General features: G+C 40.8%; 25 protein-coding genes. 16 read left to right on the plus strand and 9 right to left on the minus strand.

All coding sequences use genetic code 11. The features are described from left to right. Positions 1–30 precede the first annotated feature (30 nt). The 4 genes from ACIQ6T_RS03535 to ACIQ6T_RS03550 all read left to right on the plus strand — a co-directional run bounded on the left by ACIQ6T_RS03535 (position 31) and on the right by ACIQ6T_RS03550 (position 4,478). Positions 31–489, plus strand: coding sequence for a type I restriction enzyme HsdR N-terminal domain-containing protein (locus ACIQ6T_RS03535; protein ID WP_395784287.1), 459 nt, complete (start codon positions 31–33; stop codon positions 487–489). After that, entirely contained in the window at positions 486–2,111 is a 1,626-nt protein-coding gene (pafA, locus tag ACIQ6T_RS03540; protein WP_395784289.1) for an alkaline phosphatase PafA, read from the plus strand. Before ACIQ6T_RS03535 ends, pafA begins: the two co-directional genes overlap by 4 nt. Positions 2,112–2,192: 81 nt before the next feature. Next, the gene (locus ACIQ6T_RS03545; RefSeq protein ID WP_395784291.1) at positions 2,193–3,503 is read left to right on the plus strand and encodes a UDP-glucose dehydrogenase family protein; all 1,311 of its coding nucleotides are present in this window, start codon (positions 2,193–2,195) and stop codon (positions 3,501–3,503) included. Between the two features lie 3 nt (positions 3,504–3,506). Further along, on the plus strand, positions 3,507–4,478 hold the full coding sequence (locus tag ACIQ6T_RS03550; protein WP_395784293.1) for a UDP-glucuronic acid decarboxylase family protein: 972 nt from the start codon (positions 3,507–3,509) through the stop codon (positions 4,476–4,478). Between the two features lie 131 nt (positions 4,479–4,609). Here the strand turns inward: ACIQ6T_RS03550 and ACIQ6T_RS03555 are convergent, their stop codons facing one another. The 3 genes from ACIQ6T_RS03555 to ACIQ6T_RS03565 form a co-directional block, all read right to left on the minus strand. Continuing rightward, the gene (locus ACIQ6T_RS03555; RefSeq protein WP_395784295.1) at positions 4,610–5,218 is read right to left on the minus strand and encodes a hypothetical protein; all 609 of its coding nucleotides are present in this window, start codon (positions 5,216–5,218) and stop codon (positions 4,610–4,612) included. Between the two features lie 46 nt (positions 5,219–5,264). Next, positions 5,265–5,486 carry a hypothetical protein gene (locus ACIQ6T_RS03560; RefSeq protein WP_395784297.1) on the minus strand — a complete coding sequence of 74 codons (222 nt, stop codon included), beginning with the start codon at positions 5,484–5,486 and terminating at the stop codon, positions 5,265–5,267. Between the two features lie 177 nt (positions 5,487–5,663). Next, positions 5,664–8,984 (minus strand): carboxypeptidase regulatory-like domain-containing protein, encoded by a 3,321-nt coding sequence (locus ACIQ6T_RS03565; protein WP_395784299.1) that lies wholly within the window; start codon positions 8,982–8,984, stop codon positions 5,664–5,666. 245 nt (positions 8,985–9,229) lie between these two features. Here ACIQ6T_RS03565 and selD point away from each other — a divergent pair, with 245 nt between their 5' ends. From selD to purS, 6 genes are read left to right on the plus strand one after another with little or no spacing between them, the layout of a single operon-like run. Then, positions 9,230–10,276 carry a selenide, water dikinase SelD gene (gene selD, locus ACIQ6T_RS03570; protein ID WP_395784301.1) on the plus strand — a complete coding sequence of 349 codons (1,047 nt, stop codon included), beginning with the start codon at positions 9,230–9,232 and terminating at the stop codon, positions 10,274–10,276. Then, entirely contained in the window at positions 10,276–11,037 is a 762-nt protein-coding gene (locus ACIQ6T_RS03575; RefSeq protein WP_395784303.1) for an alpha/beta fold hydrolase, read from the plus strand. The genes selD and ACIQ6T_RS03575 overlap by 1 nt, the downstream gene beginning before the upstream one ends. Then, entirely contained in the window at positions 11,034–11,741 is a 708-nt protein-coding gene (locus ACIQ6T_RS03580; RefSeq protein WP_395784305.1) for an SAM-dependent methyltransferase, read from the plus strand. The genes ACIQ6T_RS03575 and ACIQ6T_RS03580 overlap by 4 nt, the downstream gene beginning before the upstream one ends. A gap of 19 nt (positions 11,742–11,760) precedes the next feature. Beyond that, positions 11,761–12,402, plus strand: coding sequence for an MBL fold metallo-hydrolase (locus ACIQ6T_RS03585; RefSeq protein WP_395784307.1), 642 nt, complete (start codon positions 11,761–11,763; stop codon positions 12,400–12,402). Continuing rightward, on the plus strand, positions 12,399–13,115 hold the full coding sequence (gene pssA / locus ACIQ6T_RS03590; protein WP_395784309.1) for a CDP-diacylglycerol--serine O-phosphatidyltransferase: 717 nt from the start codon (positions 12,399–12,401) through the stop codon (positions 13,113–13,115). The genes ACIQ6T_RS03585 and pssA overlap by 4 nt, the downstream gene beginning before the upstream one ends. Next, positions 13,112–13,363: a phosphoribosylformylglycinamidine synthase subunit PurS gene (purS, locus tag ACIQ6T_RS03595; RefSeq protein ID WP_395784311.1), complete on the plus strand. Its 252-nt coding sequence runs from the start codon at positions 13,112–13,114 to the stop codon at positions 13,361–13,363. The genes pssA and purS overlap by 4 nt, the downstream gene beginning before the upstream one ends. A 1-nt stretch (position 13,364) precedes the next feature. On the opposite strand, the gene ACIQ6T_RS03600 is transcribed toward purS, so the two are convergent. Then, the gene (locus ACIQ6T_RS03600) at positions 13,365–13,721 is read right to left on the minus strand and encodes a CoA-binding protein (RefSeq protein ID WP_395784313.1); all 357 of its coding nucleotides are present in this window, start codon (positions 13,719–13,721) and stop codon (positions 13,365–13,367) included. A gap of 95 nt (positions 13,722–13,816) precedes the next feature. Here ACIQ6T_RS03600 and ACIQ6T_RS03605 point away from each other — a divergent pair, with 95 nt between their 5' ends. Further along, complete coding sequence (locus tag ACIQ6T_RS03605; RefSeq protein ID WP_395784315.1) at positions 13,817–14,371, plus strand: HNH endonuclease; 555 nt, start codon at positions 13,817–13,819, stop codon at positions 14,369–14,371. Here ACIQ6T_RS03605 and metF read toward each other — a convergent pair. From metF to kdsB, 3 genes are read right to left on the minus strand one after another with little or no spacing between them, the layout of a single operon-like run. Beyond that, positions 14,363–15,316 carry a methylenetetrahydrofolate reductase [NAD(P)H] gene (gene metF, locus ACIQ6T_RS03610; protein WP_395784317.1) on the minus strand — a complete coding sequence of 318 codons (954 nt, stop codon included), beginning with the start codon at positions 15,314–15,316 and terminating at the stop codon, positions 14,363–14,365. The two genes, ACIQ6T_RS03605 and metF, sit on opposite strands and share 9 nt — an antisense overlap. Before the next feature lie 3 nt (positions 15,317–15,319). Further along, positions 15,320–19,081, minus strand: coding sequence for a methionine synthase (gene metH / locus ACIQ6T_RS03615; protein WP_395784319.1), 3,762 nt, complete (start codon positions 19,079–19,081; stop codon positions 15,320–15,322). A 42-nt stretch (positions 19,082–19,123) separates the two neighbouring features. Continuing rightward, positions 19,124–19,927, minus strand: coding sequence for a 3-deoxy-manno-octulosonate cytidylyltransferase (kdsB, locus tag ACIQ6T_RS03620; protein WP_395784321.1), 804 nt, complete (start codon positions 19,925–19,927; stop codon positions 19,124–19,126). A 3-nt stretch (positions 19,928–19,930) separates the two neighbouring features. Between kdsB and ACIQ6T_RS03625 the strand changes: the two genes are divergently transcribed. From ACIQ6T_RS03625 to ACIQ6T_RS03645, 5 genes are all read left to right on the plus strand, one after another. Further along, positions 19,931–20,695 carry a hypothetical protein gene (locus ACIQ6T_RS03625; protein WP_395784323.1) on the plus strand — a complete coding sequence of 255 codons (765 nt, stop codon included), beginning with the start codon at positions 19,931–19,933 and terminating at the stop codon, positions 20,693–20,695. Beyond that, on the plus strand, positions 20,682–21,509 hold the full coding sequence (locus ACIQ6T_RS03630) for a LysM peptidoglycan-binding domain-containing protein (protein WP_395784325.1): 828 nt from the start codon (positions 20,682–20,684) through the stop codon (positions 21,507–21,509). The genes ACIQ6T_RS03625 and ACIQ6T_RS03630 overlap by 14 nt, the downstream gene beginning before the upstream one ends. Before the next feature lie 166 nt (positions 21,510–21,675). Continuing rightward, on the plus strand, positions 21,676–22,455 hold the full coding sequence (locus tag ACIQ6T_RS03635; RefSeq protein WP_395784327.1) for a TIGR02757 family protein: 780 nt from the start codon (positions 21,676–21,678) through the stop codon (positions 22,453–22,455). After that, positions 22,452–23,399: an aldose 1-epimerase gene (locus tag ACIQ6T_RS03640; RefSeq protein ID WP_395784329.1), complete on the plus strand. Its 948-nt coding sequence runs from the start codon at positions 22,452–22,454 to the stop codon at positions 23,397–23,399. Before ACIQ6T_RS03635 ends, ACIQ6T_RS03640 begins: the two co-directional genes overlap by 4 nt. Positions 23,400–23,427: 28 nt before the next feature. Continuing rightward, positions 23,428–24,318, plus strand: a complete 891-nt coding sequence (locus ACIQ6T_RS03645) for a DUF3078 domain-containing protein (protein ID WP_395784331.1) — start codon at positions 23,428–23,430, stop codon at positions 24,316–24,318. Here the strand turns inward: ACIQ6T_RS03645 and ACIQ6T_RS03650 are convergent. Beyond that, a complete protein-coding gene (locus ACIQ6T_RS03650) occupies positions 24,315–25,214 on the minus strand; it encodes a Ppx/GppA phosphatase family protein (protein ID WP_395784333.1) in 900 nt (299 codons plus the stop codon). The two genes, ACIQ6T_RS03645 and ACIQ6T_RS03650, sit on opposite strands and share 4 nt — an antisense overlap. Continuing rightward, on the minus strand, positions 25,214–25,507 hold the full coding sequence (locus ACIQ6T_RS03655; protein WP_395784335.1) for a HesB/IscA family protein: 294 nt from the start codon (positions 25,505–25,507) through the stop codon (positions 25,214–25,216). Before ACIQ6T_RS03655 ends, ACIQ6T_RS03650 begins: the two co-directional genes overlap by 1 nt. Positions 25,508–25,581: the final 74 nt, after the last annotated feature.

Genomic DNA, 25,581 nt, shown 5'->3' on the forward strand with positions numbered 1-25,581 from the left:
TAATTTAGTCCTTTGTTTGGCTTAAAATCTATGCGCCCGTTGGCAGAACTGCAATTGCTCTTTCCCGAATTTGAGTATAAATTAACGCAAAAGGATGGAAAGATTTTCATTTACGATGGGATTGCAAAAAAATATCGCGCGTTAACTCCGGAAGAGTGGGTTCGCCAACATTGCTTAAATTACCTAACGCGTTACCTAAACTACCCTTCATCAATCATTCAAATAGAACGAGGACATGAAATAGATCAAATGCAACGAAGAACTGATATTCAAGTATTTGACAAGCAGGGAAACGTATTTATGTTGATTGAATGCAAAGCACCCCATGTGGCATTATCAGCCCAGGTGTTTCAGCAAATAAGTCAATATCAAAAGAAAAACGAAGCGAGATTTTTGGTATTAACCAACGGCCTTGAACATCAAATATTTGAAATAGACATTGAAAAAGCAACAACAAATCAATTAACTGAATTTCCAATTTACCAATGAAAAAAATCAACTTACTTATTTTGGCTTTAGTGGCAAGCTTATCAGTCACTTATGGACAGAAAAAATCAACTGATTCGAATCGACCTGCTTTGGTGGTAGGAATCGTCGTAGACCAAATGCGTTACGAATATTTGTACAAATATGCGGACCGCTATTCTAACAATGGGCTTAAACGCCTCATCCGCGAAGGAATGAATTGCCAAGATAATCACTATAACTACGCTCCTACCGTAACGGCTGCCGGGCATGCCAGTGTTTACACAGGGACAGTCCCAGCAGTCCATGGAATTGTGGGTAATGAATGGACGGACGTAGCCACAGGCAAAAAGGTGTATTGTACAGATGACAGTACCGTTAGCACCGTAGGAACCACGGGTAAAACAGGCTTCATGTCGCCTAAAAACATGTGGACAAGCACAATTACGGATCAATTAAAATTAGCTCAAAACTTTAAGTCAAAAACCATTGCCATTGCCTTGAAAGACCGTGGGGCAATTTTGCCAGGAGGTCATTCAGCTGATGGAGCCTATTGGTATGACTCAAAAGAAGGCCGGTGGATTACATCTAGTTTTTACATGCAATCACTTCCGAAATGGGTGCAAGCATTTAACGCAGAACAGCGTGCTCAAAAATATACCAAAGCAGGATGGAACACCCTCTACCCTATTCAAACGTATACGATAAGCGGACCAGATGATTCTCCTTATGAGTCAAAAATGGCAGGTGAAACTGCCCCTGTGTTCCCACATACATTACAAGGAGGGAATCCATTGGAATTAATTCGCACAAGTCCCTATGGAAATACATTGACAAAAGATTTCGCGATCCAAGCAATGACCGAGGAAAAATTAGGTAAAAATGGAACCACCGACTTTTTAGCCGTAAGCTTTTCGTCAACAGATTATGTAGGACATAGTTTTGGCCCTCAGTCAGTTGAATTGGAGGATACCTATTTGCGTTTAGACCAAGACATCGCTGAGATATTAACTTATTTGGATAAAAATTATGGTAAGGATCAGGTCTTAGTATTCCTAACAGCAGATCACGCGGTGGCGGAAATCCCAGGATATTTGAATAGTCATAAAATGCCAGGTGGTGTTTTTGATCGGGTAAAAGCCATGGCTGATATCAAAAAAGTAACGCAGGAGGCATTTGGACAGTCTGACCTGATTATTGGTGAGGATAACTCGCAATTATACTTCAACAAGTTAGCATTAGCCAAAATGAACATTGATCGGGCAAAACTAATCCAAGTCGTTAAACAATCGCTAAAGAAACAAGTAGGCTTTCAGGAGTTAATCGACCTGCAAAATATTGAGGGTTTGACCTTAAACAACTTGTATGCCGATTTAATAAGAAACGGATATAATCCAGATCGCAGTGGTGATGTGATGATTTTGTTGAAACCTCAATGGTTTATGGGCAGTAAAACAGGTACAACACATAGTACGTTGTATGCCTATGACACACACGTTCCATTATTGTTTTATGGCTGGAAAGTTAAGCCTAGTGAGGTAACTGAACGTACAAGTATCAGTGATATTTCGACAAGTTTAGCCAATTGGTTGCATTGCATGGAACCATCGGGAAGTATCGGTCGTATTATCCCTTTAAAAAAGTAGCCGACAAATCAATAAGTAGCATTAATTAAAGATATTTGGCTAAATTTGCTCTCATTTTTTGAACAAAATAAAGAATTCTCTATGAAAATTGCGGTTGTTGGCACTGGGTACGTAGGCCTCGTAACAGGAACCTGTTTTGCTGAAACAGGAAACTATGTAACATGCGTTGATATTAATGAAGCGAAGATCAAGCAAATGCAAAATGGGATTGTTCCTATCTACGAACCAGGCTTGGAAGACATGTTTCATCGGAATGTCAATGAAGGCCGATTAAATTTCACTACTTCCTTAGTGGATGGAATTGCGGGAGCCAAAGTTATTTTCTTAGCCTTGCCAACGCCCCCAGGGGAAGATGGTTCTGCCGACTTAAAATACATTTTACAAGTAGCGAATGATTTAGGTCCATTATTGACTGAATATACCGTCATCATTGATAAAAGTACAGTTCCTGTGGGTACGTCTGAATTAGTCCATGCGGCGATTGCTAAAAACGCCCAAGTTGATTTTGATGTCGTATCAAACCCAGAATTTTTGCGTGAAGGAGTCGCAGTAGAAGATTTCATGAAACCTGACCGCGTGGTCATTGGAACAGAATCAGATCGTGCGAAAGATGTAATGACTAAATTATATGCGCCATTGGTTCGCCAAGGAAATCCAATCATCTTTATGGATGAACGCTCTGCGGAGATGACCAAATATGCTGCTAATGCGTTTTTGGCCACCAAGATTACCTTCATGAATGAAATTGCCAATTTATGCGAGAAGGTCGGTGCTAATGTCGATGATATTCGTCGGGGCATCGGAACAGACTCCCGTATCGGAAAGCGATTCTTATTTGCAGGTATTGGTTATGGCGGTTCTTGTTTTCCAAAAGACGTGCAAGCCTTAGCTAAAACATCCGAAGATAATGCCTATCAATTTCACATTTTGGATTCGGTGATGCGTGTCAATGAATTGCAAAAAACGAAATTGATGCCGTTGATTGAAAGTCACTTTAACAATGATTTGGCTGGAAAAACGATTGGAATTTGGGGCTTAGCTTTTAAACCTTATACAGATGATATTCGTGAGGCACCTGCCTTGTATAACATCGAGGCATTGTTGGCCCTAGGTTGTAAAGTACGTGTTTATGACCCGGAGGCGATGAAAAATGTCAAAGAATTACTGGGTGATGTCGTGGAATATTCCAAAAATCCATATGATGCTATTGAAGGGGCAGATGCCTTAATGATCGTAACAGAATGGCCACAATTCAGAACACCTGATTTTGAACGCATGGATACTTTATTGAAAAATAAAGTCATTTTCGACGGACGTAATTTATATGAATTGCCCCAAATGCAAGAGTTAGGCTACACCTATTATTCAGTAGGCCGCAAATTTGTTATATAACTTATGAAACGAATATTAATTACCGGAGGAGCTGGATTTTTGGGATCGCATTTATGTGATCGATTTATCAAAGAGGGTTATCATGTCATTGCGATGGATAATTTGATTACGGGTGATTTGAAGAATATTGAACATTTGTTCAAATTAGAACATTTTGAATTCTACCACCATGATGTTTCTAAGTTCATTCATGTACCAGGAAACTTAGATTATATTCTACACTTTGCCTCTCCAGCATCACCGATTGACTATTTAAAGATCCCTATTCAGACCCTAAAAGTGGGCTCTTTAGGTATTCATAATTGCCTAGGTTTAGCGCGTGTCAAAAACGCAAGAGTCTTAATTGCATCTACATCAGAAGTATATGGAGATCCTACCGTGCATCCACAACCGGAGGAATATTGGGGAAATGTCAACCCCGTGGGTCCGCGAGGCGTATACGACGAAGCCAAACGCTTTCAAGAGGCGATGACAATGGCATATCATACCTATCACGGATTAGAAACGCGCATCGTGCGAATTTTTAATACCTATGGACCACGCATGCGTCTGAATGATGGCCGTGTATTACCAGCATTTATTGGCCAAGCCTTGCGAGGCGAAGATTTAACGATGTTTGGCGATGGATCGCAAACACGAGCTTTCTGCTATGTAGATGATTTGGTAGAAGGGATTTACCGTTTATTATTGAGCGATTATGCCCAACCGGTCAATATCGGAAATCCGGATGAAATTACGATTAAGGAATTTGGTGAGGAGATTATCAAATTAACAGGAACGAGTCAGAAGTTGATTTCACTTCCATTGCCCACCGACGATCCGAAACAGCGCAAACCAGACATTACGAAAGCAAAAGCTTTATTAGGCTGGGAACCTAAAGTAACGCGTGCGGAGGGTTTGAAAATTACCTACGAATACTTTAAGTCATTAAGTCCTGAGGATTTACATCGCATGGCGCATCATAAAGAGTTTTAATTAAAACCGGGGAAACCCGGTTTTTTTATATCCAATAGAGGTGATATACTTCACTATTAAATTTTAAATTTTAATCAAAATAAATGCTACTCAAATGAGCAGCATTTATTTTAAAAAATCGAAATTATAGTTTAGTGATTTCCTCCCCCAATTATGAACCCAACCTTCCATTTAAAAAATGAATTTAAATTAATACCTGAGAAATTATTGAGTTGGGCATCATATGAATGGGAAGGAATAAGATTAAATTCAATTGATATTCTGAATTTACTATATTCTAAACCAGGTCTAAGCATAATTCCCGGTTTCATACCTTGAAACACAGTTTCGTTTATTCCAAGACTAGTTGGAGATGTTGACATGCTATACATATGAGATAAATTAAAAACACCTACTCCTCCACCTAAGCTATAAACTAACCTAGGTTGTATTTTAATAAAATGATCATATGTTCCTAATATAGATGTCATACCGATAGCTTCCGAACTTAACGAATTAACTTCAATATTTTTGGCCATAGCAAAAGCCCCAAAACTAAATCCAATCGTTTGATGGTCTGAAATATTATATGTAGGATCAAGTGAAATACCTATCCCAAAATCTAGCTTATTTAATTCAAAGGTACGCCCAACATCAAGGCTCACTCCAACACGTATTTTATTTGACTCTTGAGCAATCAAATTAGAAAGGCTCATTAAAAATAATACTGAACAAAATAAAATTAGATTTAATCTTTTCATTAAATATGGAATAGAGGATTATTTAGTTGATACAATACCCATCAAACTATGGCTTATAGATAGCTCCAGTAGCAAAATCTACAATTGTTCCCGGCCAAAAAAGTAAAACATCCGCAATTAATGCACCTACACGAACTTCGCGTCCAGGCTGTCCAGCTGCTGGAGCTGTACGTTGTTTTGCAGAAACTGGTCCGCCAAATACAGTAGCACATGAACTCATTGATGCTAATACAAACATCAAAAACAAAGGTTTAATAACTTTTTTCATAATATCATTTTATTTAGAATTAAACAATTTTTAAAAGTATTGATTAAAAAAATCATTACTTCACAAAACTTATTTTACGGCAATTATAAAATAAATAGACTTTTGGTTTAAAATACATTTAAATACCAAAAAAGGCTGCTCTTTCGAGCAGCCTTTTCACTTCGGATTAGCAATATCTTAGTTGAAGATATAACGGATACCGAATTGTGCTTGCCAGCGAGATCCAAGTCCGAAAGAACGTTGGAAAGTCTCAGCTAATGGCGTAGTTCCTGAACGGAAAGGGAATTGGAATACTGGTCTTCCAGTAGCCGCATCATTTGTTACGTAATTAACTAAAGCTGCACGCAATGGCGTTTGATTCAATCCCCACTGTGGAGATACATAGTTACCGAAGTTAAATACATCCAATGTAAATTGTAGCGTATTCTTCTTGCCACCTACATTGATATAGAAATCTTGGATTACTTTGAAATCAAAATTGGCAGACCATGGTAACTCAGCACCATTACGCTCCGCATACTGTCCACGACGAGAAGACAAATACTTATCTTGTGTGATGTACTTATCTAAATCAGTCCACTGTTGAGCGGCTGTATACGTACCTAAATCACGTAACAAAATCTCAGATTGGCTACGAGGAACATACATCAAGTCATTAAATTGATTGTCACCATTCATATCACCTGAATACGTGTAAGAGAAACGACCTGATGGAGCTACTGAATACGTAAAACCAAATGTAGTAGAAGCTTTCTCATTCAAGTAATTCAAACGGTATGAACCATACGCATTAATACGGTGTGATTGCATATAAGAAGAGTACGAAGCAACGTTCTCGTTTGGATCACCTGAAACAACACGGTCTCTCCATTGCGATTGTGCAATCGAACCTCCATCATTCACCGAACGTGAATCAGAATTCGTGTATGATAAGGAAGCAAATAATCCATTATCAAATGCCTTAGAAACCGTTGCAGTTAATGCATACGAATAACCCAAGTTTGTGTTCTTGATTACAATCGCGTCCGAGATGTTCGGAGCTGAAGTTGTAGCAATTCCGTTTGCAGGACCATTAACTCCTCTTACGTTACCGTAAATTTGAAAGTTTCTTGCTGTGCTTGGAAGTCCATTTGCACCTAACGTATAGAAAATAACACGATTGTCAGCACCTACTGCTTTAACCGTTGAATTAGGCAAGTTGACATTTTCTAAGTAAACCGCATTGATATCTTTTGTGTAGATACCTTCCACAGATACGATCCAGCCATCACCCAATTGCTTATCCACTGCTAAGTTTCCACGGAATACTTGAGAGAATTTAAAGTTTGGATCTGTAACCGCTAGGTTATAAGCTGTAGGTGTAACGGTCGACGATACAGCTGGACGGTATGCATTCACATCCGCATTGAACGGACGATTAGTTGGATTACTTAAGTTTTCAGATCCAAATAAAACACCATTATTAGACAATTGGTTAGACAACCATACGTAAGGAACACGACCTGAGAAGATACCCAAACCACCACGTACTTGTGTTGTTTTGTCATCCTTCACATCCCAGTTAAATCCGAAACGTGGAGACCATAAAACAGTAGTCTCAGGGAATTTGTTGGTTGCCAACTTAACACCATCGCGGAAAGTTAAATTAGGCACAAACGAGTTCGTGTACTTTGGCTCATCAAAAGATGGGAACGAAGTTGCATCAGCACGTAATCCAAATGTCAATTTCAATCCTTTCGCTGCCGTAATCTCATCTTGTCCATAGAATGACAGGGTATTACCTTTCATTTCAGCAAAAGGGAATTCCGCATAATTAGACCATTGTTGACGGTAAAAAGCTGGAATAACTGTTTTGTCTCCATTTGCTGACTTGATGAAATCATCAATCGATCTAAATTGGTAACCACCGTAGTAGTTAGGCGCAAAACCATTCTTAAATGCATTCGCCTCATACGCAAAACCTAAGGTGTATACATGCTTTCCTTTATAAATCGTTAAGTTATCTGAGATTTGGAAAATGTCAGAATTCAACAAGTTATTTGCCGAGAATGGCTCATAACCAAAAGTAGTCAATTGGTTTAAGTTGTTATTTCCAATATCTACCGTTGGGAATGGTGTATTATTCACAGGTGACTCACGGAAATCGCGCATCGCTGTGTAACCCACCGTCAAGTTGTTCGAAATTGAATTCGAGAATGTCGAGTTCAATTCAGCAATGTACGAGTCTAAGTTATTATTGATACGATACAATGAACCTTGGAAAGGTAACACGTTAACCGAAGGCGAACGACCTCCTGGTAATGAACCTGAATTCGAAGGAGAAATGTCAGCGTATGAACGTAAATAATTGTACTTAACGTTCAACTTATGCTTGTCAGAAATATTCCAGTCTAAACGAACATTAGCTTTTTGTGAGAATTTCTCTCTATTGTAGTTCTCGTATGCACCTGGATCATAATTGAATTTCGACAATAAGAATGCTTTCAATTTATCTAAATCTTCCGCTTTCGCAATTGATCTATTCGGCTCAGAACCTGTACGTGTTGCCACAAAGTTTGAACCTGGATCTGTTTGTGTTTCTTGCTCAAATGAACCGAAGATAAATAACTTATTCTTGATGATAGCTCCTCCTACACGTGCACCAAATTGACCACGGTTGAATTTACCAAATTGAGATGTTGCATCTCCAATTTTATTTCCTACTAAACCTTCGTTTGTACCAAAATAGTAACCTGAACCAGTCCAATTATTTGTACCCGACTTTGTTACTACGTTGATGTTTGCACCCGTTGCCATACCTTGACGTACGTCATACGGAGCAATCAATACTTGGAATTGGTCAATCGCATCCACTGAAATTGGCGAAGCACCTGCTTGACCACCGATTGTTGGTGATAAAGCAAACGCATTGTTAAAAAACGCTCCATCAACTGTTACGTTATTAAACAAGGCGTTACGACCTGCAAAGTTCAAACCATTCGCACGTGGATCTAAACGAGCAAAATCACCCAATGAACGATTCAAGGTAGGTAAAGTTGTAATTGACGAGTTTGAAACGGTTGTTGCCGCACCCGTACGTCCTGAGTTAATCACAGAACTACGTGAAGCTACGACCTTAACTTCTTCTAATTGAGACTGACTTACTTCTAACTTAAAGTTTTGACGTAATTCAGAGGCCAAAGTCAACACAATTCCTGATTGTGCAGATTCTTTGTAACCTACGAATGAAACAGTCACTTTATAAGGACCACCCACACGCATGTTAACAATGTTATAACGACCATCCGCACGCGTAGACGCTCCGTAACGTGAACCTGTTGGCTCATGTACCGCAATCACCGTAGCACCTGGTAGGCCTTGGCCTTTTTCGTCAACTACCGTACCTGCAATTGCAGAAGTCGTTGAACCTTGAGCAAACACCTGCCCAATGGGAAGCATCATGAGTAGCGCAAAAAACGCTCCTAGTAATACTGAGTGAGTAATAAACCTTCTCTGCATAAATTTGTAAATTAGTTATAAATGATATAGAAGAAATGAAGACACAAAATAAACCTAAAAAATCAAATACTCCAAAAAGAATGGATAAGACTTTTGTCATAATTAACTGATTGATAGCACTAAATTCACAAATAATGTACCTTTTCACATGAAACGAACACCGATTAGTCCTAAAACCGTTTAAAATTTAACAGAAACATAATTTTTAATTATTTAAAGAATAATTTTGCGCTAGAAATTTTCCTATGCAAACGAACGAAGAACCCATCAAGCTGACATCTTATTCCCACGGTGCAGGCTGCGGATGTAAAATATCACCCCAAATTTTAGATCAAATCCTACAATCGGACACGCCTAAAAAACACTACCCCCTTCTATTAGTTGGCAATGAAAGTCGCGACGACGCCGCTGTTTTCGATTGGGAAAACGGTGAAGCCGTCATTTCAACCACCGATTTCTTTATGCCGATTGTTGACAATCCATTCGATTTCGGAAAAATTGCCGCAACAAATGCGATTTCGGACATATATGCTATGGGTGGCAAACCGCTCATGGCCATTGCAATTTTAGGTTGGCCTATCGATAAAATTGCTCCCGAAATTGCCAGACAAGTATTAGAAGGCGGCCGCGCCGCTTGTGCTGAAGCTGGTATTCCACTCGCTGGAGGGCATTCAATCGATTCCCCCGAACCCATTTTTGGTTTAGCAGTAACCGGGAAAGTCAAAAAAGAAGACCTAAAACAAAACGACCAAGCTTCCGCAAACGCGTTGTTATATTTAACCAAACCCCTAGGCGTGGGCATTTTAACCACCGCCCAAAAAAGAGGCATCGTTTCTGACCAAGACCTGGCTACAGCCGTTAAACAAATGAGTACGCTTAATTCTTTCGGATCGAAAATAGCTCCGTTGGATTATGTAGAATCACTCACCGACGTCACCGGTTTTGGTCTCATGGGCCATTTAATCGAAATGTGCGACGGTTCCGGCGTTAGTGCCGAGTTGTTTTTTGACCAAATACCAACCCTCAATAATCTAGACCATTACCTGGATCAGAAATGTTTTCCCGGAGGAACCAGCCGCAATTGGGCAAGTTATGGTCACCGAGTACAAGAAGGAATTACAGAAACCCAACGGCTCATCGGGGCTGATCCGCAAACTTCGGGTGGCTTATTAATCGCCGTTTCCAAATCACAAAAAGATGCATTCGAAACCTTTGCGAAGGCTGCAGGCTTCGATCTAAAGCCGATTGGCCAAACGATACTGAAAAAAGAAAAAGCGATCTACCTAAAGTAATGGAACTATATTTTAGAAAAGTAGGTGAACAAGGACCTGCCATGATTATTTTACATGGAATTTTTGGTAGCTCCGACAACTGGTTGGGCATCGCAAAGGTTTTTGCCAACACCCATCAAGTCTATTTAGTGGACCAACGAAACCACGGACAATCACCCTGGTCCGACGATTTCGACTACCAAGTGATGTCGGAAGACCTGAAAGAATTCATCGACACGCATCAATTGACCAATCCGATCATCATTGGACACTCCATGGGCGGTAAAGTAGTCATGCAATTCGCATTAAACTACCCAACGCTTTCTGACAAATTCATCATTGTAGATATTGCACCAAAATTTTACCCGGTCCACCACACATCAATATTGGAGGGATTAAACTCGATCGATCTAAAAACGATCGCCTCGCGAACCGAAGCAAATGAACACCTCAAGCGCTTCGAGGAACAAGAAGGCATTCGACAATTTTTATTAAAGAACCTGTACCGCAAAAACGATGCGGAATTCGCCTGGCGAATTAACCTAGCCGTCATTACCAAAAACATTGATGTAGTCGGCCATGAATTATGGGTCAAAAACCCCTGCCAGACACCTATACATTTTATAAAAGGAGCAAATTCACATTACATCCAACCAGAAGACGAACGCTTCATCTCCGAAATCTTCCCCAATTTTGAATTACACAAGATTGCAAATGCGGGACATTGGGTGCAGGCCGACCAGCCTGATGCTTTTCTTCAAGTCATCAAGTCCATCCTATGAAACTGATACTTATTCCTTGCCCCATTGCAGAAAATACAGCAGCTACGTCATTAGCGCCCGAGGTGGCTGCACACATCGCACAATGCCAGCATTTTCTTGTCGAAAACATACGGACAGCGCGGCGATTTATATCCGAACTGAAACTTGGCATCACGATCGATTCGTTGACATTCGAAATTTTAGACAAAGACACCCAGAAAAAAACAATCCTTGATTTTTTAAATAAACATCAAAACGAAACTTATATTGGTGTTATTTCCGAAGCAGGTTGCCCAGGTGTCGCTGACCCAGGCGCGCTAGCCGTAGGAATCGCACAAGAAATGGGGATCGAGGTTGTCCCGCTCGTAGGACCATCCTCCATCCTACTCGCGCTCATGGGATCCGGGTTTTCAGGCCAAAAATTCGCCTTTCATGGCTACCTTCCCATCGAGAAACCTGCCCGCATTAAGCGCATGGAACAATTAGCCCAGCTAACCGAAAAAACGGGCGAAACACATATATTCATCGAGACTCCCTATCGTAACAATGGGTTATTGGACGACATGATTCAGCACTTTCCTGGAAATACGTTGGTGGCCATAGGTGCTAACCTACAAGGAGAAGGTGGTTTCATCCAAACAAAAACACTGAAAGACTGGTCGGCACAAAAACCCGAACTACACAAAATACCCTGCATTTTCCTTTTTGGCCAAACCAATAATTAATCCGAAATTTGTAGCGTTTATGATACAGCTCGAAGTCTTCCAATTCAATCCCTTTCAAGAAAACACCTACTTATTGTGGGATGACGCCGGAAATGGAATCGTTTTCGACCCAGGTTGCTACAGCTACGAAGAGCGTAAAGAAATCAAAGATTTTATCACCGAGAAAGGCATTCAAATGAAATACATTTTGAATACCCATGCACACATCGACCACGTATTGGGCGTATCCTTTTTCCAAACCGAATACAAAATTCCTTTTTGCTTACATCTGAAGGATAAACCCCTTTTAGATGACGCGGGCAATCGCGCAGAAGTCTACGGATTCCCGCATTATCAGGCTGCAAACGTCGATCAATGGATTAGCGCAACAGAGCGTATTCAAATAGGCGAATTTGACATACAAATTTTATTTGTACCCGGTCATGCACCCGGACACGTGGCTTTCTACTTAGAAAAAGAAGGTTGGGTTATCGGTGGAGACGTACTTTTCAAACGTAGTGTGGGAAGGACTGATTTTCCGTTGTGTAATCATGCCGACTTAATGCAAAGTATCCAAACGCAATTATATACCTTACCCGGAGAGACGATTGTTTATCCAGGACATGGGCCTAAAACGTCTATTGCAGAGGAAAAACAACATAATCCCTTTGTAAAAGCATGAAAAAAGAAATACCAAATTTATTGACATTGGCCAACCTGCTTGCGGGCTGTTTGGGTATTTACTTTGTCATGCAGGGTAATTTACTTTGGGCATCGTATTGCATTTTCATTTCGCTTGTTTGCGATTTCTTAGATGGATTTTTAGCGCGATTACTCAATGCTTATTCTGAATTAGGTAAGCAATTAGATTCGCTGGCCGACATGGTTTCTTTTGGTGTTTTACCAAGCTTCATCCTTTTCGCACTCGTTGAACAAAGTTGTGGAACGCAATGCTCCGTGGGCATTTTTGGGTTCTACAAACCATTTATGGTATTTTCCCTGGCGTTAATGTCGGCCTACCGACTCGCAAAATTCAACATTGATACCCGCCAGAGCGATCAATTCATCGGGGTACCCACACCCGCAAATGGGCTATTAGTGGCTTCATTGCCATTAATTCTACATTTCCAACCAGAATTCAGCCCCTATATTCTTCACTTTAAAGGTTTATTGATTTACAGTATACTCATGAGTTATTTATTAGTCGCGGAGTTCCCGTTAATGGCTTTCAAATTTAAATCCTGGGGATGGGCGGCAAACCAAATGCGCTACTTATTCCTAATTTATTGTGTTGCTATATTGCTATTGCTTAAATTTGCAGCTTTCCCGATTTTAGTAATTTCCTATATCGCCTTATCCTTAATCCAATCGTTACTTAATACCAGACAAAAATGAAATTTATCGCAGAAATCAATGTAATGCCTCAAAAAGAAATTCTTGACCCACAAGGAAAAGCAGTTCGCATTGGCTTACAAAATTTAAATATCACACAGGTTTCTGATGTGCGTATTGGAAAGCATATCACATTGCAATTGGAAGCTGCATCTGAGGCCGTTGCTAATGAAATTGTAACGGAAGCATGCAAGAAATTATTGGCCAACTTGATCATGGAGGAATTCGAATTCACCCTGACAGCCGTATAAATTAAAATTGGCCTGTATGCAACATCACAAGCGTGCAGGCCTCTTCTACTTCCATCCCGTCCGCAGCAAGCTGCTGCATTAACGCTGGGTTTTCTGTTCCTGGGTTGAAAATTACCCGCTTAGGTTGAAGACGCATTACATATGCCAAAAGATCTGTCTGATTTTGAGGCCCTACATACAATGTAACCGTGTGAATATCCCCCAAGTCTGGTTGGCCCACCTGAATATCAATTCCCCCAATTTCTCCAGGTTTGTGTCCTACCAAAATCACTTCATGCCCTTTAGACAGCAATAATTCCGTGGCGATGTACGCATAACGGGCTGGATTTGTGGAAGCACCATAGACTAAAACGCGCATGTAAGTTTATCAGTTTTGTGATGCAATAATAGCACAAAAACAGGCGTTTTCTAGATTAAAAAGTCGTAATTACGTCACAACCACTAATTAAAGTCATGCATTCAACTCCTACACCTTGGATTGAACAATGGAAACGTATTCAATCCGCTGATTGGCCAATAGAAATTCATATCGAAATTTCTAGTTTTGGCCGAATCAAAAGCTTCAAAACAAATTCGCTCGGAAAAATCATTCGAGGCTCTAGCATCCAGAATTACAACTCATTGAATATACGCTATCAAGGTAGTTCGATTAATCGCTATGTCCATAAACTTGTGGCTGAGCTTTTCCTTCCAAACCAAGATGCCCATGCGATTTATGTAATTCACCGAGATTTCGATAAACAAAATAACCAAGTTGAAAATTTAGCTTGGGTCACACGCGATATGCTGACAGCACATAATGCAAACAATCCGGCTATTCTGATGAAGAAAAGGCCTGCACGCACGAAGAATTACAAGTTGAATGTTGCGAAAGTTTTGCTCATCAAGCAGATGCTACAAACAGGCAAAAACCGCATAAAAATGATTGCAAAGCAATTTGGTGTTACTTCAACGCAGGTAAACCGGATTAAAAATGGCGCTAATTGGAAACAAGTCCAGTTAAAATAATTGAGAAGCAATTGCCTTTACACTATCTGATTTACTCATGGTGTAAAAATGCAAAGCGGGAACGCCAGCCTTGATTAATTCCTTTCCTTGCTCTACTGCCCAGTCTATCCCAACTTGCTTAATAGCTGCGTTACTGGTACATTTTTTAACTTCTTTCACCAATATCTCAGGAATCTCCAGGTGAAATATTTCAGGCAGAATCTCTAATTGACGGGCAGTTGCTAATGGTTTTAATCCCGGAATAATGGGCACCTGAATATCCATGGCCCGACATTTTGCCACGAAATCAAAATAGTGTTGATTGTTAAAAAACATTTGGGTTACAATATAATCGGCACCCGCATCTACTTTTTGTTTTAAATAGCGTAAGTCCTCATCCAAGGAAGCCGCCTCAAAATGCTTTTCCGGATAAGCTGCAACCCCCACACAAAAATTGGTTGGCAACGATTCTGTCTCTTCATGCAGTAAAATACCTTGATTCATCGCGTGGACTTGAGCCACTAATTCATTCGCATACGCATGCCCACCTGGCTTTGGAACAAATCGATCCTCGCCTTTTTCTTGGTCTCCACGCAATATAAGTGCATTCTCAATTCCTAAATAATGTAAATCAATCAAGAAATCTTCTGTCTCCTCTTTCGTAAATCCACCACAAATAACATGGGGAACCGCCTCCGTTTTAAAACGCTGCATGATAGCGGCACAAATACCTAAGGTACCTGGACGCTTACGAATAGGAATGCGTTTCAACACACCATCTACTAGCTTTTCAACATACTCCTCGCGGTGATACGTTACTTCAATAAAAGGCGGATTAAACTCCATCAGGGGTTCAATGTGGGAAACCAATTCTCCTAAATGCTGCCCCTTCATTGGTGGAATAATCTCAATCGAGAACAAAGTCTTGCCTTTTGCCGACTCTAAATACTGTGTAATCTTCGTCATAGCCTACGCATCATATGTTAAAACAGGACTCAACCAACGCTCAATCTCTTCTAATGCCATGCCTTTCCGAGCTGCATAATCCACAACTTGGTCTTTGGCAATTTTACCTAAACCAAAATACGTACTTTCCGGATGCCCGAAATAAAATCCAGAAACCGCCGATGCTGGATACATGGCATAACTCTCCGTTAATTGAATGCCAATCTGCTTTTCCGCATCCAATAATTCAAACAATCGTTTCTTTTCTGTATGATCTGGACAAGCAGGATATCCTGGCGCAGGACGAATACCTTGGTATTTTTCCATGATTAATTCTTCATTACTCATGGACTCATCAGCCGCATATCCCCAATATTCCCGACGCACCCGCGCATGCATTAACTCAGCAAAGGCTTCCGCCAAACGATCAGCTAATGCCTTGACCATGATGGAATTATAATCATCATGTTCCGCCTCATATTTCGCTAATAATGCCTCAATTCCAATACCCGTTGTCACCGCAAACGCTCCCACATAATCCGTCTCTCCCGTAGATAATGGAGCAACAAAATCACTTAGGCAACGATTAGGTAAAGAAGCCGACTTCTGGCCTTGTTGGCGCAAATGATGCAACCAAGCCGTCGAATCCGAAGTCTCATCTTTACGCTGAATGTTAAACGACGTATGTGCATGCACTCCATGTTTTTCACAAGGAACTTCTTGCACCTTTTCTTCAAAATCATGTAAAATTATATCGTCACCCAAGGAATTCGCAGGAAAAAACCCAAGCGCAGCTTTAGCGGTCAATAACTTTTGGTCTATGATTTCTTGTAGTAAGGATTGCGCATCATTGAATAGTTTACGTGCTTCCACGCCAACCGTCTCATTATCAAAAATACGTGGGTATTTCCCAGACAATTGCCACGTGGAGAAAAATGGTGTCCAATCAATGTATTTCGCGATTTCAGCCAAGGAATAATCTTGGAAGTATTTCACACCCAAAAATGATGGCTGATTTGCCTTAAATCCAGTCCAATCGATACCAGATGGCTTTTGACGCGCTTGTGCAATCGATAAATAATTTTTCTCTTGTTGGCGCGCCGCATGCGACACCCGCAACTCTGCATATTCTTTTTTAATGTCCGTAAAAATCTCTTGAGCTGTCAACTCACTTTGTAGCAAACGACCGGCCACAGGAACTGAACGAGACGCATCCAACACGTGAATCACGGGTCCACTGTAATGTGGATCAATTTTTACAGCCGTATGGATCCGGGAAGTAGTCGCTCCCCCAATCAATAAAGGAACCGTAAATCCTTGCCGCTCCATCTCCTTCGCCACATACACCATCTCATCCAATGAAGGTGTAATCAGACCTGAAAGACCAATTATATCAACTTGATGTTCTTTGGCAGCCGCTAAAATCTTTTCGCAGGATACCATCACGCCAATGTCGATTACTTCGTAATTATTACAAGCTAAGACAACACCAACAATATTTTTACCGATGTCATGGACGTCGCCCTTTACGGTTGCCATTAATATTTTGCCTGCGGATGAACTCTCCCCTCCTTGTTTTTCTGCCTCAATGTAGGGTAATAAATAAGCAACGGCCTTTTTCATGACGCGGGCCGACTTCACCACTTGGGGTAAAAACATTTTGCCTTCGCCGAACAAATCACCGACCACATTCATGCCATCCATCAATGGCCCCTCGATTACTTGAATAGGCCGCTCAACCAATTGGCGCGCTTCCTCCACATCCTCATCGATGAATTCCGTCAAACCTCTAATCAATGCATGCTCTAGTCGCTTACTAACAGGTAATTGGCGCCAAGCATCATCTACCACAGCTTCCTTCCCAACTGACTTAACTGTCTCAGCGAAATGAACTAGTTTCTCGGTAGCTTCAGCGTTACGATTTAACAAAACATCCTCGCACAATTCCCGTAAAGCTGGTTCAATTTGGTCGTAAACGCCTAATTGACTCGCATTCACAATCCCCATGTCCATACCTGCTTTAATCGCATGGTATAAGAAAACGGTATGCATCGCTTCGCGAACGGGTTCATTCCCGCGAAAGGAAAAGGAAATATTGGATACCCCGCCCGATACTTTGGCATGAGGTAAATTAGCTTTAATCCATTTAGTAGCCTTGATAAAATCATTTGCATAATTATTATGCTCATCAATTCCCGTTGCGACCGTTAAAATATTCGGATCAAAAATAATGTCTTGCGCAGGGAATTTGACAACATCGACCAAAATACGGTAGGCACGTGTACAAATCTCAATCCGTCGCTCGTACGAATCCGCTTGACCATCTTCGTCAAACGCCATAATCACGACAGATGCGCCATATTGCTTAACCTTATTCGCTAATTCAATAAAACGCTCCTCTCCTTCTTTTAAGGAAATCGAGTTGACAACTGACTTACCTTGCACGCATTTCAAACCAGCTTCAATCACCTCCCACTTAGAAGAATCAATCATGATCGGTAAACGCGCGATATCCGGTTCAGCCATCAATAAATTCAAAAATTGTGGCATCATTTTGACACCATCGATCATCCCCTCATCCATGTTGATGTCCAAAATCTGGGCACCGCCATCCACTTGCTCCCGCGCTACAGCAATCGCTTCCTCAAAATTTTCTTCTCGAATTAAACGGGCAAATTTCTTAGAACCAGTCACGTTGCACCGTTCACCTATATTAACAAAATTGGTGATTTCTGTAATTTCCAAAGGCTCCAACCCCGATAATTTCTGATTTTGCGAATCAGCCGGAATAACATGTGGCTTATATTTCGCAGCAATTTCAGCAATTGCTTGAATATGTGCTGGCGTCGTTCCGCAACAACCGCCAATAATATTGACAAAACCGTGTTGCAAGAAATCCTCAATCACCCCAGCCATTTGTTCTGGCGATTCATCATACTCGCCCATCTCATTCGGCAAACCTGCATTCGGGTGAGCCGATACAAAAAATGGTGATTTATCGTTTAACGTTTTGATGTAAGGTCGCATCAAATCAGCCCCTAATGCACAATTTAAGCCCACAGACAAAAGTGGCATGTGCGAAATCGAAGTTAAAAAGGCTTCCGTCGTTTGGCCAGAAAGCGTACGGCCGGATGCATCCGTAATCGTCCCAGATACCATGACGGGCAAATAAGGTTTGGGCGGATTTGCCTTGAAATAGTGATCAATCGCGAAAAGTGCTGCCTTCGCATTTAGTGTATCAAAGACCGTTTCTACCAATAGTAAATCAGCACCACCATCCACTAAACCACGTACTTGTTCTGTATAAGCTTCGACCAATTCATCAAAAGTAACAGCCCGAAACCCAGGATCATTTACATCCGGAGATAGTGAAAGTGTCCGATTTGTGGGTCCAATTGAACCTGCCACGTAACGCGGTTTTGCCGGATTTTGAGCCGTAAATTCATCCGCTACCTCGCGCGCAATTTTCGCAGATTCAAAATTTAGTTCGTAAACCAATTCCTCCATGTGGTAATCTGCCATCGCGATGGAAGTCCCCGAGAAGGTATTGGTTTCAGCAATATCCGCTCCTGCGGCAAAATATTTAGCATGAATTTCTTTGATAATATCCGGGCGAGTAATCGACAATAAGTCATTATTACCCTTCACCTCGTGTGGAAAATCTTTGAATCGATCGCCACGGTAATCAGCATCCGATAATTTGTATTCTTGAATCAAGGAACCCATGGCGCCGTCCAACACAAGAATCCGGTGGCGCAATTGTTCGTAAATAGATGGCTTCTGCATATGGGAGCAAAGATACCAAAATCAGAGGAATTGAAGCAAGAATTAGGCTCCCAGGAAGCCCATTTTTTTAATCTTTTCTAAATCTGCAGGACTATCAATCCCAATCGTTTCATATTCGGTTTGAATGGTCTGGATGACATAGCCTTTTTCTAGCCAACGTAATTGCTCTAATGACTCCGCTAATTCTAGCGCTGAGGGTTTTAAAAGACTTAATTCACGTAATGTGTCTGCTCGATAGGCATATAAACCGATGTGCTTATAAAAGGGGTGATGGGCCAACCAATCTTCTTGCGCCACCCCGCGTAAAAACGGGATTGTTTGACGTGAAAAATATAAGGCATGACCTAACTCATTGATAACAACCTTAGGGGTATTGATTGAAAATAGGGTGTTTTCGTCCTCCACACGCTTAATTAAGGTCAAAATAGGCGCATTTGTGGCAAACCCAGCGGCCAATTCCGTGAGTTGGGCCGGCTCAATAAATGGCTCATCCCCTTGAATATTAACAACATAATCAACAGGCTCACCCAATTTCTCCATGACCTCTGCACAGCGATCAGTACCTGAAACATGATCCTCTCGCGTCATGCATACTTCTGCCCCAAAAGCTAAAGCGGCTTGTTGGACCCGCACGTCATCTGTCGCAATAATAATGCGATGCCAACCAACCACTGCGGACACGCGCTCAAATGTTCGCTGTATCATCGATTTACCTCCAATATCCACTAGAGGTTTACCCGGAAAACGCGTAGATGCGTAACGGGCGGGAATCACGGCAATAACTTTTTTACCTTGCATCATGGGAATAGAAGCGGTTATGCTAAAATTTTCACCAAATTTGCACATAATTTGCGGGGAATCCGTGGGATAAAGGTGGAAAAAATATATACACATACATTTTCAGGAAACATATGGAGCACCGGTTACTTCGGTGATGCCCAGCGTCCTAAATGCTGGATTGAGACACGCGTAAATGAAACATGCCAGTGGCATGAGGTAGATTTGACTGACTTTAGTACACGTGAAATTCCGTTTCCGGCGGAGGCCAACAAACCAAAAAGTTGGCTCACGGGCATTCAAAACATCGGTGTTTTCCTTTGTTTACATACGGGAAAAAATCCAGGAATTGAGGCAATTGAAGGATATGATTTAGCAACAGGCAGAAAAGTCTATCGGGTTGAATTGACAAATTGGATCGCAGTGGAAGGAATCTATTTACGCACCCAAAAGGGGGATCTAAACTTGCAAACGGGGATTTATGAGACCCAGAAATCAATAAAATGGCAAGGTGTTTCATTTGAATCTCCCCAGCATTTTGAAGAAAGTCAGCCGGGATTAGAGGCTTTTCAAAAGCTATTTGAGCAAAAATTTGGGGAAACGATTGCAAAAGGATTGGATTACTGGGAAGGTTCTGATAAGCTAATATTTTCTTATTACCTTTACGCGCAAGGCTGGAAAAATCGATTGCGCATTTGCACATTTGATTTCCAGACACTCCATGAAGAAACGCTAGCAGAAGGAGAAAAAATTGGCTTTCAAACGTTTCAAATCGTTAACAGACATTTGGTATACATACGAGATAAACATGAATTAGTGATCTATGCGGACATTTAAACTAATCTTTTTACTGGTTTTTGGATTCACACTTGCGACAAAGGCCACGTCACTTGACTCTTTAGGACTTAAAAAGGAAAGTAACAAAACGTACATCGTTTACAAAGTAGGATCCAAGCAGACCTTGTTTTCTATATTAAAGAAATACAACCTTTCTTTGGCTGAGTTTAAGCAAGTAAATCCAGAAATTAGTATTCCAGTAAATTCGGGTGAAATTGTTTTTATCCCGGTCCATTATCTGGACGAGAGTACAAACACGCTTCTTTCTGTGGCTAAGCCAATTGAAAAAGTATCATTAGAAAAACCGAGCAACGCTTCGGGCTTGCACATCGTTGCCGCAAAACAAAGTTTATTAACCGTTGCAAATCTCTACAAAGTCACGATGGCAGAATTGCGCAAATGGAATAACTTGACGACGGATGTTTTAAAAGAAGGCCAACGCCTTCAAATCTCGGAACCTACAGCGGTGGATAAATCCACTTTAATGCCAAGCAAAACACCAGAAGCTGTCAATACCGAAGCTGATATTAGCAATAATGATGGCTTGCGAAAAACCATTGAAACGGGAATTGCCGAATTAATTGACGTGCCAGACAATTCTGGAAAATACTTAGCCTTACATAAATCTGCTCCAATCGGCACATTAGTACTTGTTAAAAATTTAGCCAACAATCAGAGTATTTGGGTAAAGGTAATCGGACGTCTACCGAGTTCAGATAATAAATTAATCATCAAATTATCTCCGAAAGCATTTGAACGATTAAATGCGATTGACAAACGTATCCGCGCTGAAATCAGTTATTTAGTTCAATAATGGCCAAACGAAAAAGACCCATAACAGCTGGTACAGTAGCATTCGAGATCCTATTTATTCTCTCCTACCCGTTTATTGCTGCATTTTCTGCAACCATAACTGTCTTTGTTTGGATACTTTCCTTACCCTCAAGGTTACTTGCATTTTTCGGCAATAAATAAGCGCCATGGAGCAACATATCCAAAACCTCTTGGATTCCAAATATGCATTTTTCAATCATCCTCGTTTCATCGAGCATGATCCGATTCAAATACCACATGCATTTAGTCACCAACCAGACATTGAAATCATGGGATTTTGGGTGGCGATGTTGGCCTGGGGCCAACGGAAAACCATCATATCCAATGCAAACGAATTAATCCAATTGTTTGATGGTGCGCCACACGCGTTTATTATGGGACATCAAGCGCATGATTTAAAACGTTTTGAAACCTTCAAGCATCGGACCTTTAATTACACAGATACCTTGTATTTTATCCGATTTTTTAATCGGCATTTTTCAAAGCACGCGAGCCTTGAAACCGCGTTTAGTGCGCAATACAATCCCGCAGAAATAACTATTGAAGCTTCCATAAATCGGTTTTTTCACACTTTTTTTGATGATGAATTTGCACCAAAGCGTACGCAAAAACATATTTCAGCTCCCTTTAAAAAATCGGCGTGTAAACGGATTTGTATGTATTTGAGGTGGATGGTACGAAAAGATGAATTTGGTGTGGACTTTGGTTTGTGGAACAATATAAAGCCATCCCAACTCGTTTGTCCGTTGGACGTACATGCGCAACGGACAGCTGAAAGTTTACATTTAGTTTCTCCGGGGCCTGCAAACTGGAATAAAGCATTGGAATTAACGGAATCATTGCGTCAACTAGACCCCCATGATCCAGTAAAATATGATTTCGCCCTATATGGAATGGGTATTGAAGAAAAAACGATTTGGCAATGATCATCGAACAAAACGAACAACAGATTTCATTAGTAAACCCGAGAAACCAAGCGCGCGTAGAGATTAATCTAGGTGCGGGAGGATTACTAACACGCTACGACGTGGAAGTTGGAAAAGAGCTTTTAAACATCGTAAAACTGCCCTTTTCTGACCGGTACCCCTTAGAATCTAACCCATATCATCCTTCGGCTTGGTTAAGTCCTTGGGTAAACCGTGTCCGCAATGGGAATTATTCTTTTGAAGGTAGAAATTATCAGTTGGCCATTAATGAACCAGATTTAGGCAATGCGATCCACGGTTTAGTAGCACGAACCTCATTTATCTTAACAGCTTCAAAGGCAACGGAAAATGAGGCCTCGATTCGAATTAGTCATGTTAATGAAGGCGCTGTAAAAGGCTACCCCTTCCCATTTGAATTTTCAATCGAGTATACCTTTGAAAAAAATGGAGGATTGCGGGTCAATTTCCATGCAAAAAATACAGGGTCAACTAATATGCCATTTGCGTGTGGTTGGCATCCTTATTTCGGTTTTCCAGATACGTTATTGGATAAACTCGAAGTGAAATTTGCTTCAAAATCGCGCTTTCTGTCAGACGCACAAATGATTCCCATGCGCGAGGAAGCATTTGACCGATCTGAACCGATTGCTTTAGCGACAGAAAAACCAGATCATGTATTTCGCTTAAAACCCATGGAAAAACATGTAACTGAATTATATGATAACAAACGAGAAATCAGCCTCTACCTAGAACAATCTAGTATAGAATTCCCGTTTCTAGTGGTATTCGCAATCGAAGACCAAAACGCTGTAGCGATTGAACCAATGACTGCCAATACCGACGCCTATAATACCGGTGATGGCTTACTCGTTTTGACTCCCGAGGCCCAATTCGACGCAGAAGTTTATTTATGGGTAGGAAAAGGAAGCAAATCTGTACGGTAGGCCAAATCATTTTTGTACATTTGTCGACATGAAATCACTTTTTACATTCATTTTTTGCATTCTTTTTGCCTCAGGCCAACTGTTTGGTATGGTTAAGGCGGATAGTTTGGCACAACAATGGAAAAAGGATTTTAATACGGGGATCAACTTAAATCAATCTAGCTTTAGTGATAATTGGAAAGGAGGAGGTACAAATACCTTTGCGATTGGTTGGTTTTTAAATCATTCCGCTAAAGTTGTCAATAAAAATTGGCGATTAAATAGTGACCTGAATCTTCAGGTGGGTTTTTTGCAAAATAGAAACCAGAGTCTACGTAAAAATGTTGACCGTATATTTTACGAATTTAAGGCAGGTTATCGGATCAGTAACAAATGGGATTTTTATGGATCCACCAACTTTCAATCTCAATTTTTTCAAGGGATTGAGTTTAACAAAAAAAATAAATTTGGCATCCCGGTTGATTCATTGGTGTCAAATATCTTTGCACCAGCCTATTTGACGACTTCGATGGGCTTGGAATACCATCCGCAAAAATCATTTTACACACGAATCGGTATTGGTAGTTTACGCCAAACGTTTGTCTTCGATGAGCGTATTTCACGCGCGGGATTGTATGGATTGGAGCGTCCTGGAGATAATATTAGAAATCAATTCGTCTTTCAATATTTAATGAACGTAGAGAAAGAAATTTTTCAGAATATAAATATGAAGGCTCGTTATTCAGCGCTTATAGATTATTTCAGACTTGGGAAAACGGATGGAATTGTACACCGACTGGATGCCAACTTTACCATGAAGGTGAATAAATATGTGTCAACAAACTTGCAAGCGGTTCTTTTCCGAGATTATGACCAAGATCCCAATTGGCAATTTTCGCAAATTTTAGCCATGGGTGTGTTGTACCGGTTGGGTAATTAAGTAGTTGACCGCCTGCGTGCCTGCATGCGTTCATGTAACATTTGAATAATTCCATCTTTCAAACCGAGGTCAGGTACAAAGATTGTTTCACATCCTGCTAAGTCCATGGCTAATAAATAGATCGATGCCGCTGGCACAATAACATCCGCACGATCCGTATTTAAACGCAATTTATTCACACGTTCTTCATAACTATAAGAGCCAACAAAATCAGCTATCCGCTTTAATTCCGCAAAATCCATTGTTTTTTGCTCATCTACCTGCGTCGATAAGTTGTACAACTTACTGATATTTCCACCGGTACCAACAGCATATACCGGACCGGAAATAGTGCTTTTTTGAAGACTAATCCACTGCTGCATTTTCTCCCAATCTCCCGCTTTCTCCTTGCCCTCCAGCAATCGTACAGATCCGATCTTGAAGGATTTGGTTGCAAATTTTTCTTGATTTCGGTAAAAATTCAGCTCCGTTGACCCACCACCAACATCAATATGCAAGTAATTTTTCTTCGGATTTAGCGATTTCACAACGACATCATTGATGAGCTCCGCCTCACGCGTACCGTCAATCAATTGAATTTTCATGTCTAAAATCTTGTGAACGCGTGTAATAATTTCAGTTGAATTAGAAGCCTCACGCATCGCTGAGGTAGCACAAATGGCATAATCCTGAACTTCATGCAAATCCATTAATAACTTGTAAGCATGCATTAATTTAAATATGCGCACTTCCGATTCAGGACTAATAGCCCCGTCGGTGAATACATCATGCCCCAAACGAAGCGCAAATCGAACATATTCTACACGCTTAAAACTGATCATCCCCTCGTTGTCTAGCACAGATGATATCTGAAGACGTGCGGCGTTTGAACCTATGTCGATAGCAGCGAATTTCATTAGTTTGGGTTAGGTTTATGTAAATAAAAGCCATTGGCGCCAGGATCGAAATCAACCTCAGTACCCACGACAAATAACATTTGGCGTTTATCGATGACCACCGGTATTTCAGCAATCAGGTATTGATCATCAAATTCCGATTTTTGATCAAACCCTAAAACATAGGTTCCACCGCAAGCACCACCCCGCATACCTATGCGAACATAAGGTTCTGGCATAGAACCATTTTCGATGATGCTACGTAAATTTTCACGTGCAGAATCAGTAAAAGTTACGGGTGAATTATTTGACATACAAAAATGATTGCGACGCAAAAATAGTTAAATTTAGCCTGCTATTTCACGAATGAGTGGTTAACAAATTTTAA

This window comes from Aquirufa sp. (assembly GCF_044377215.1).
Classification (GTDB): domain Bacteria; phylum Bacteroidota; class Bacteroidia; order Cytophagales; family Spirosomataceae; genus Aquirufa.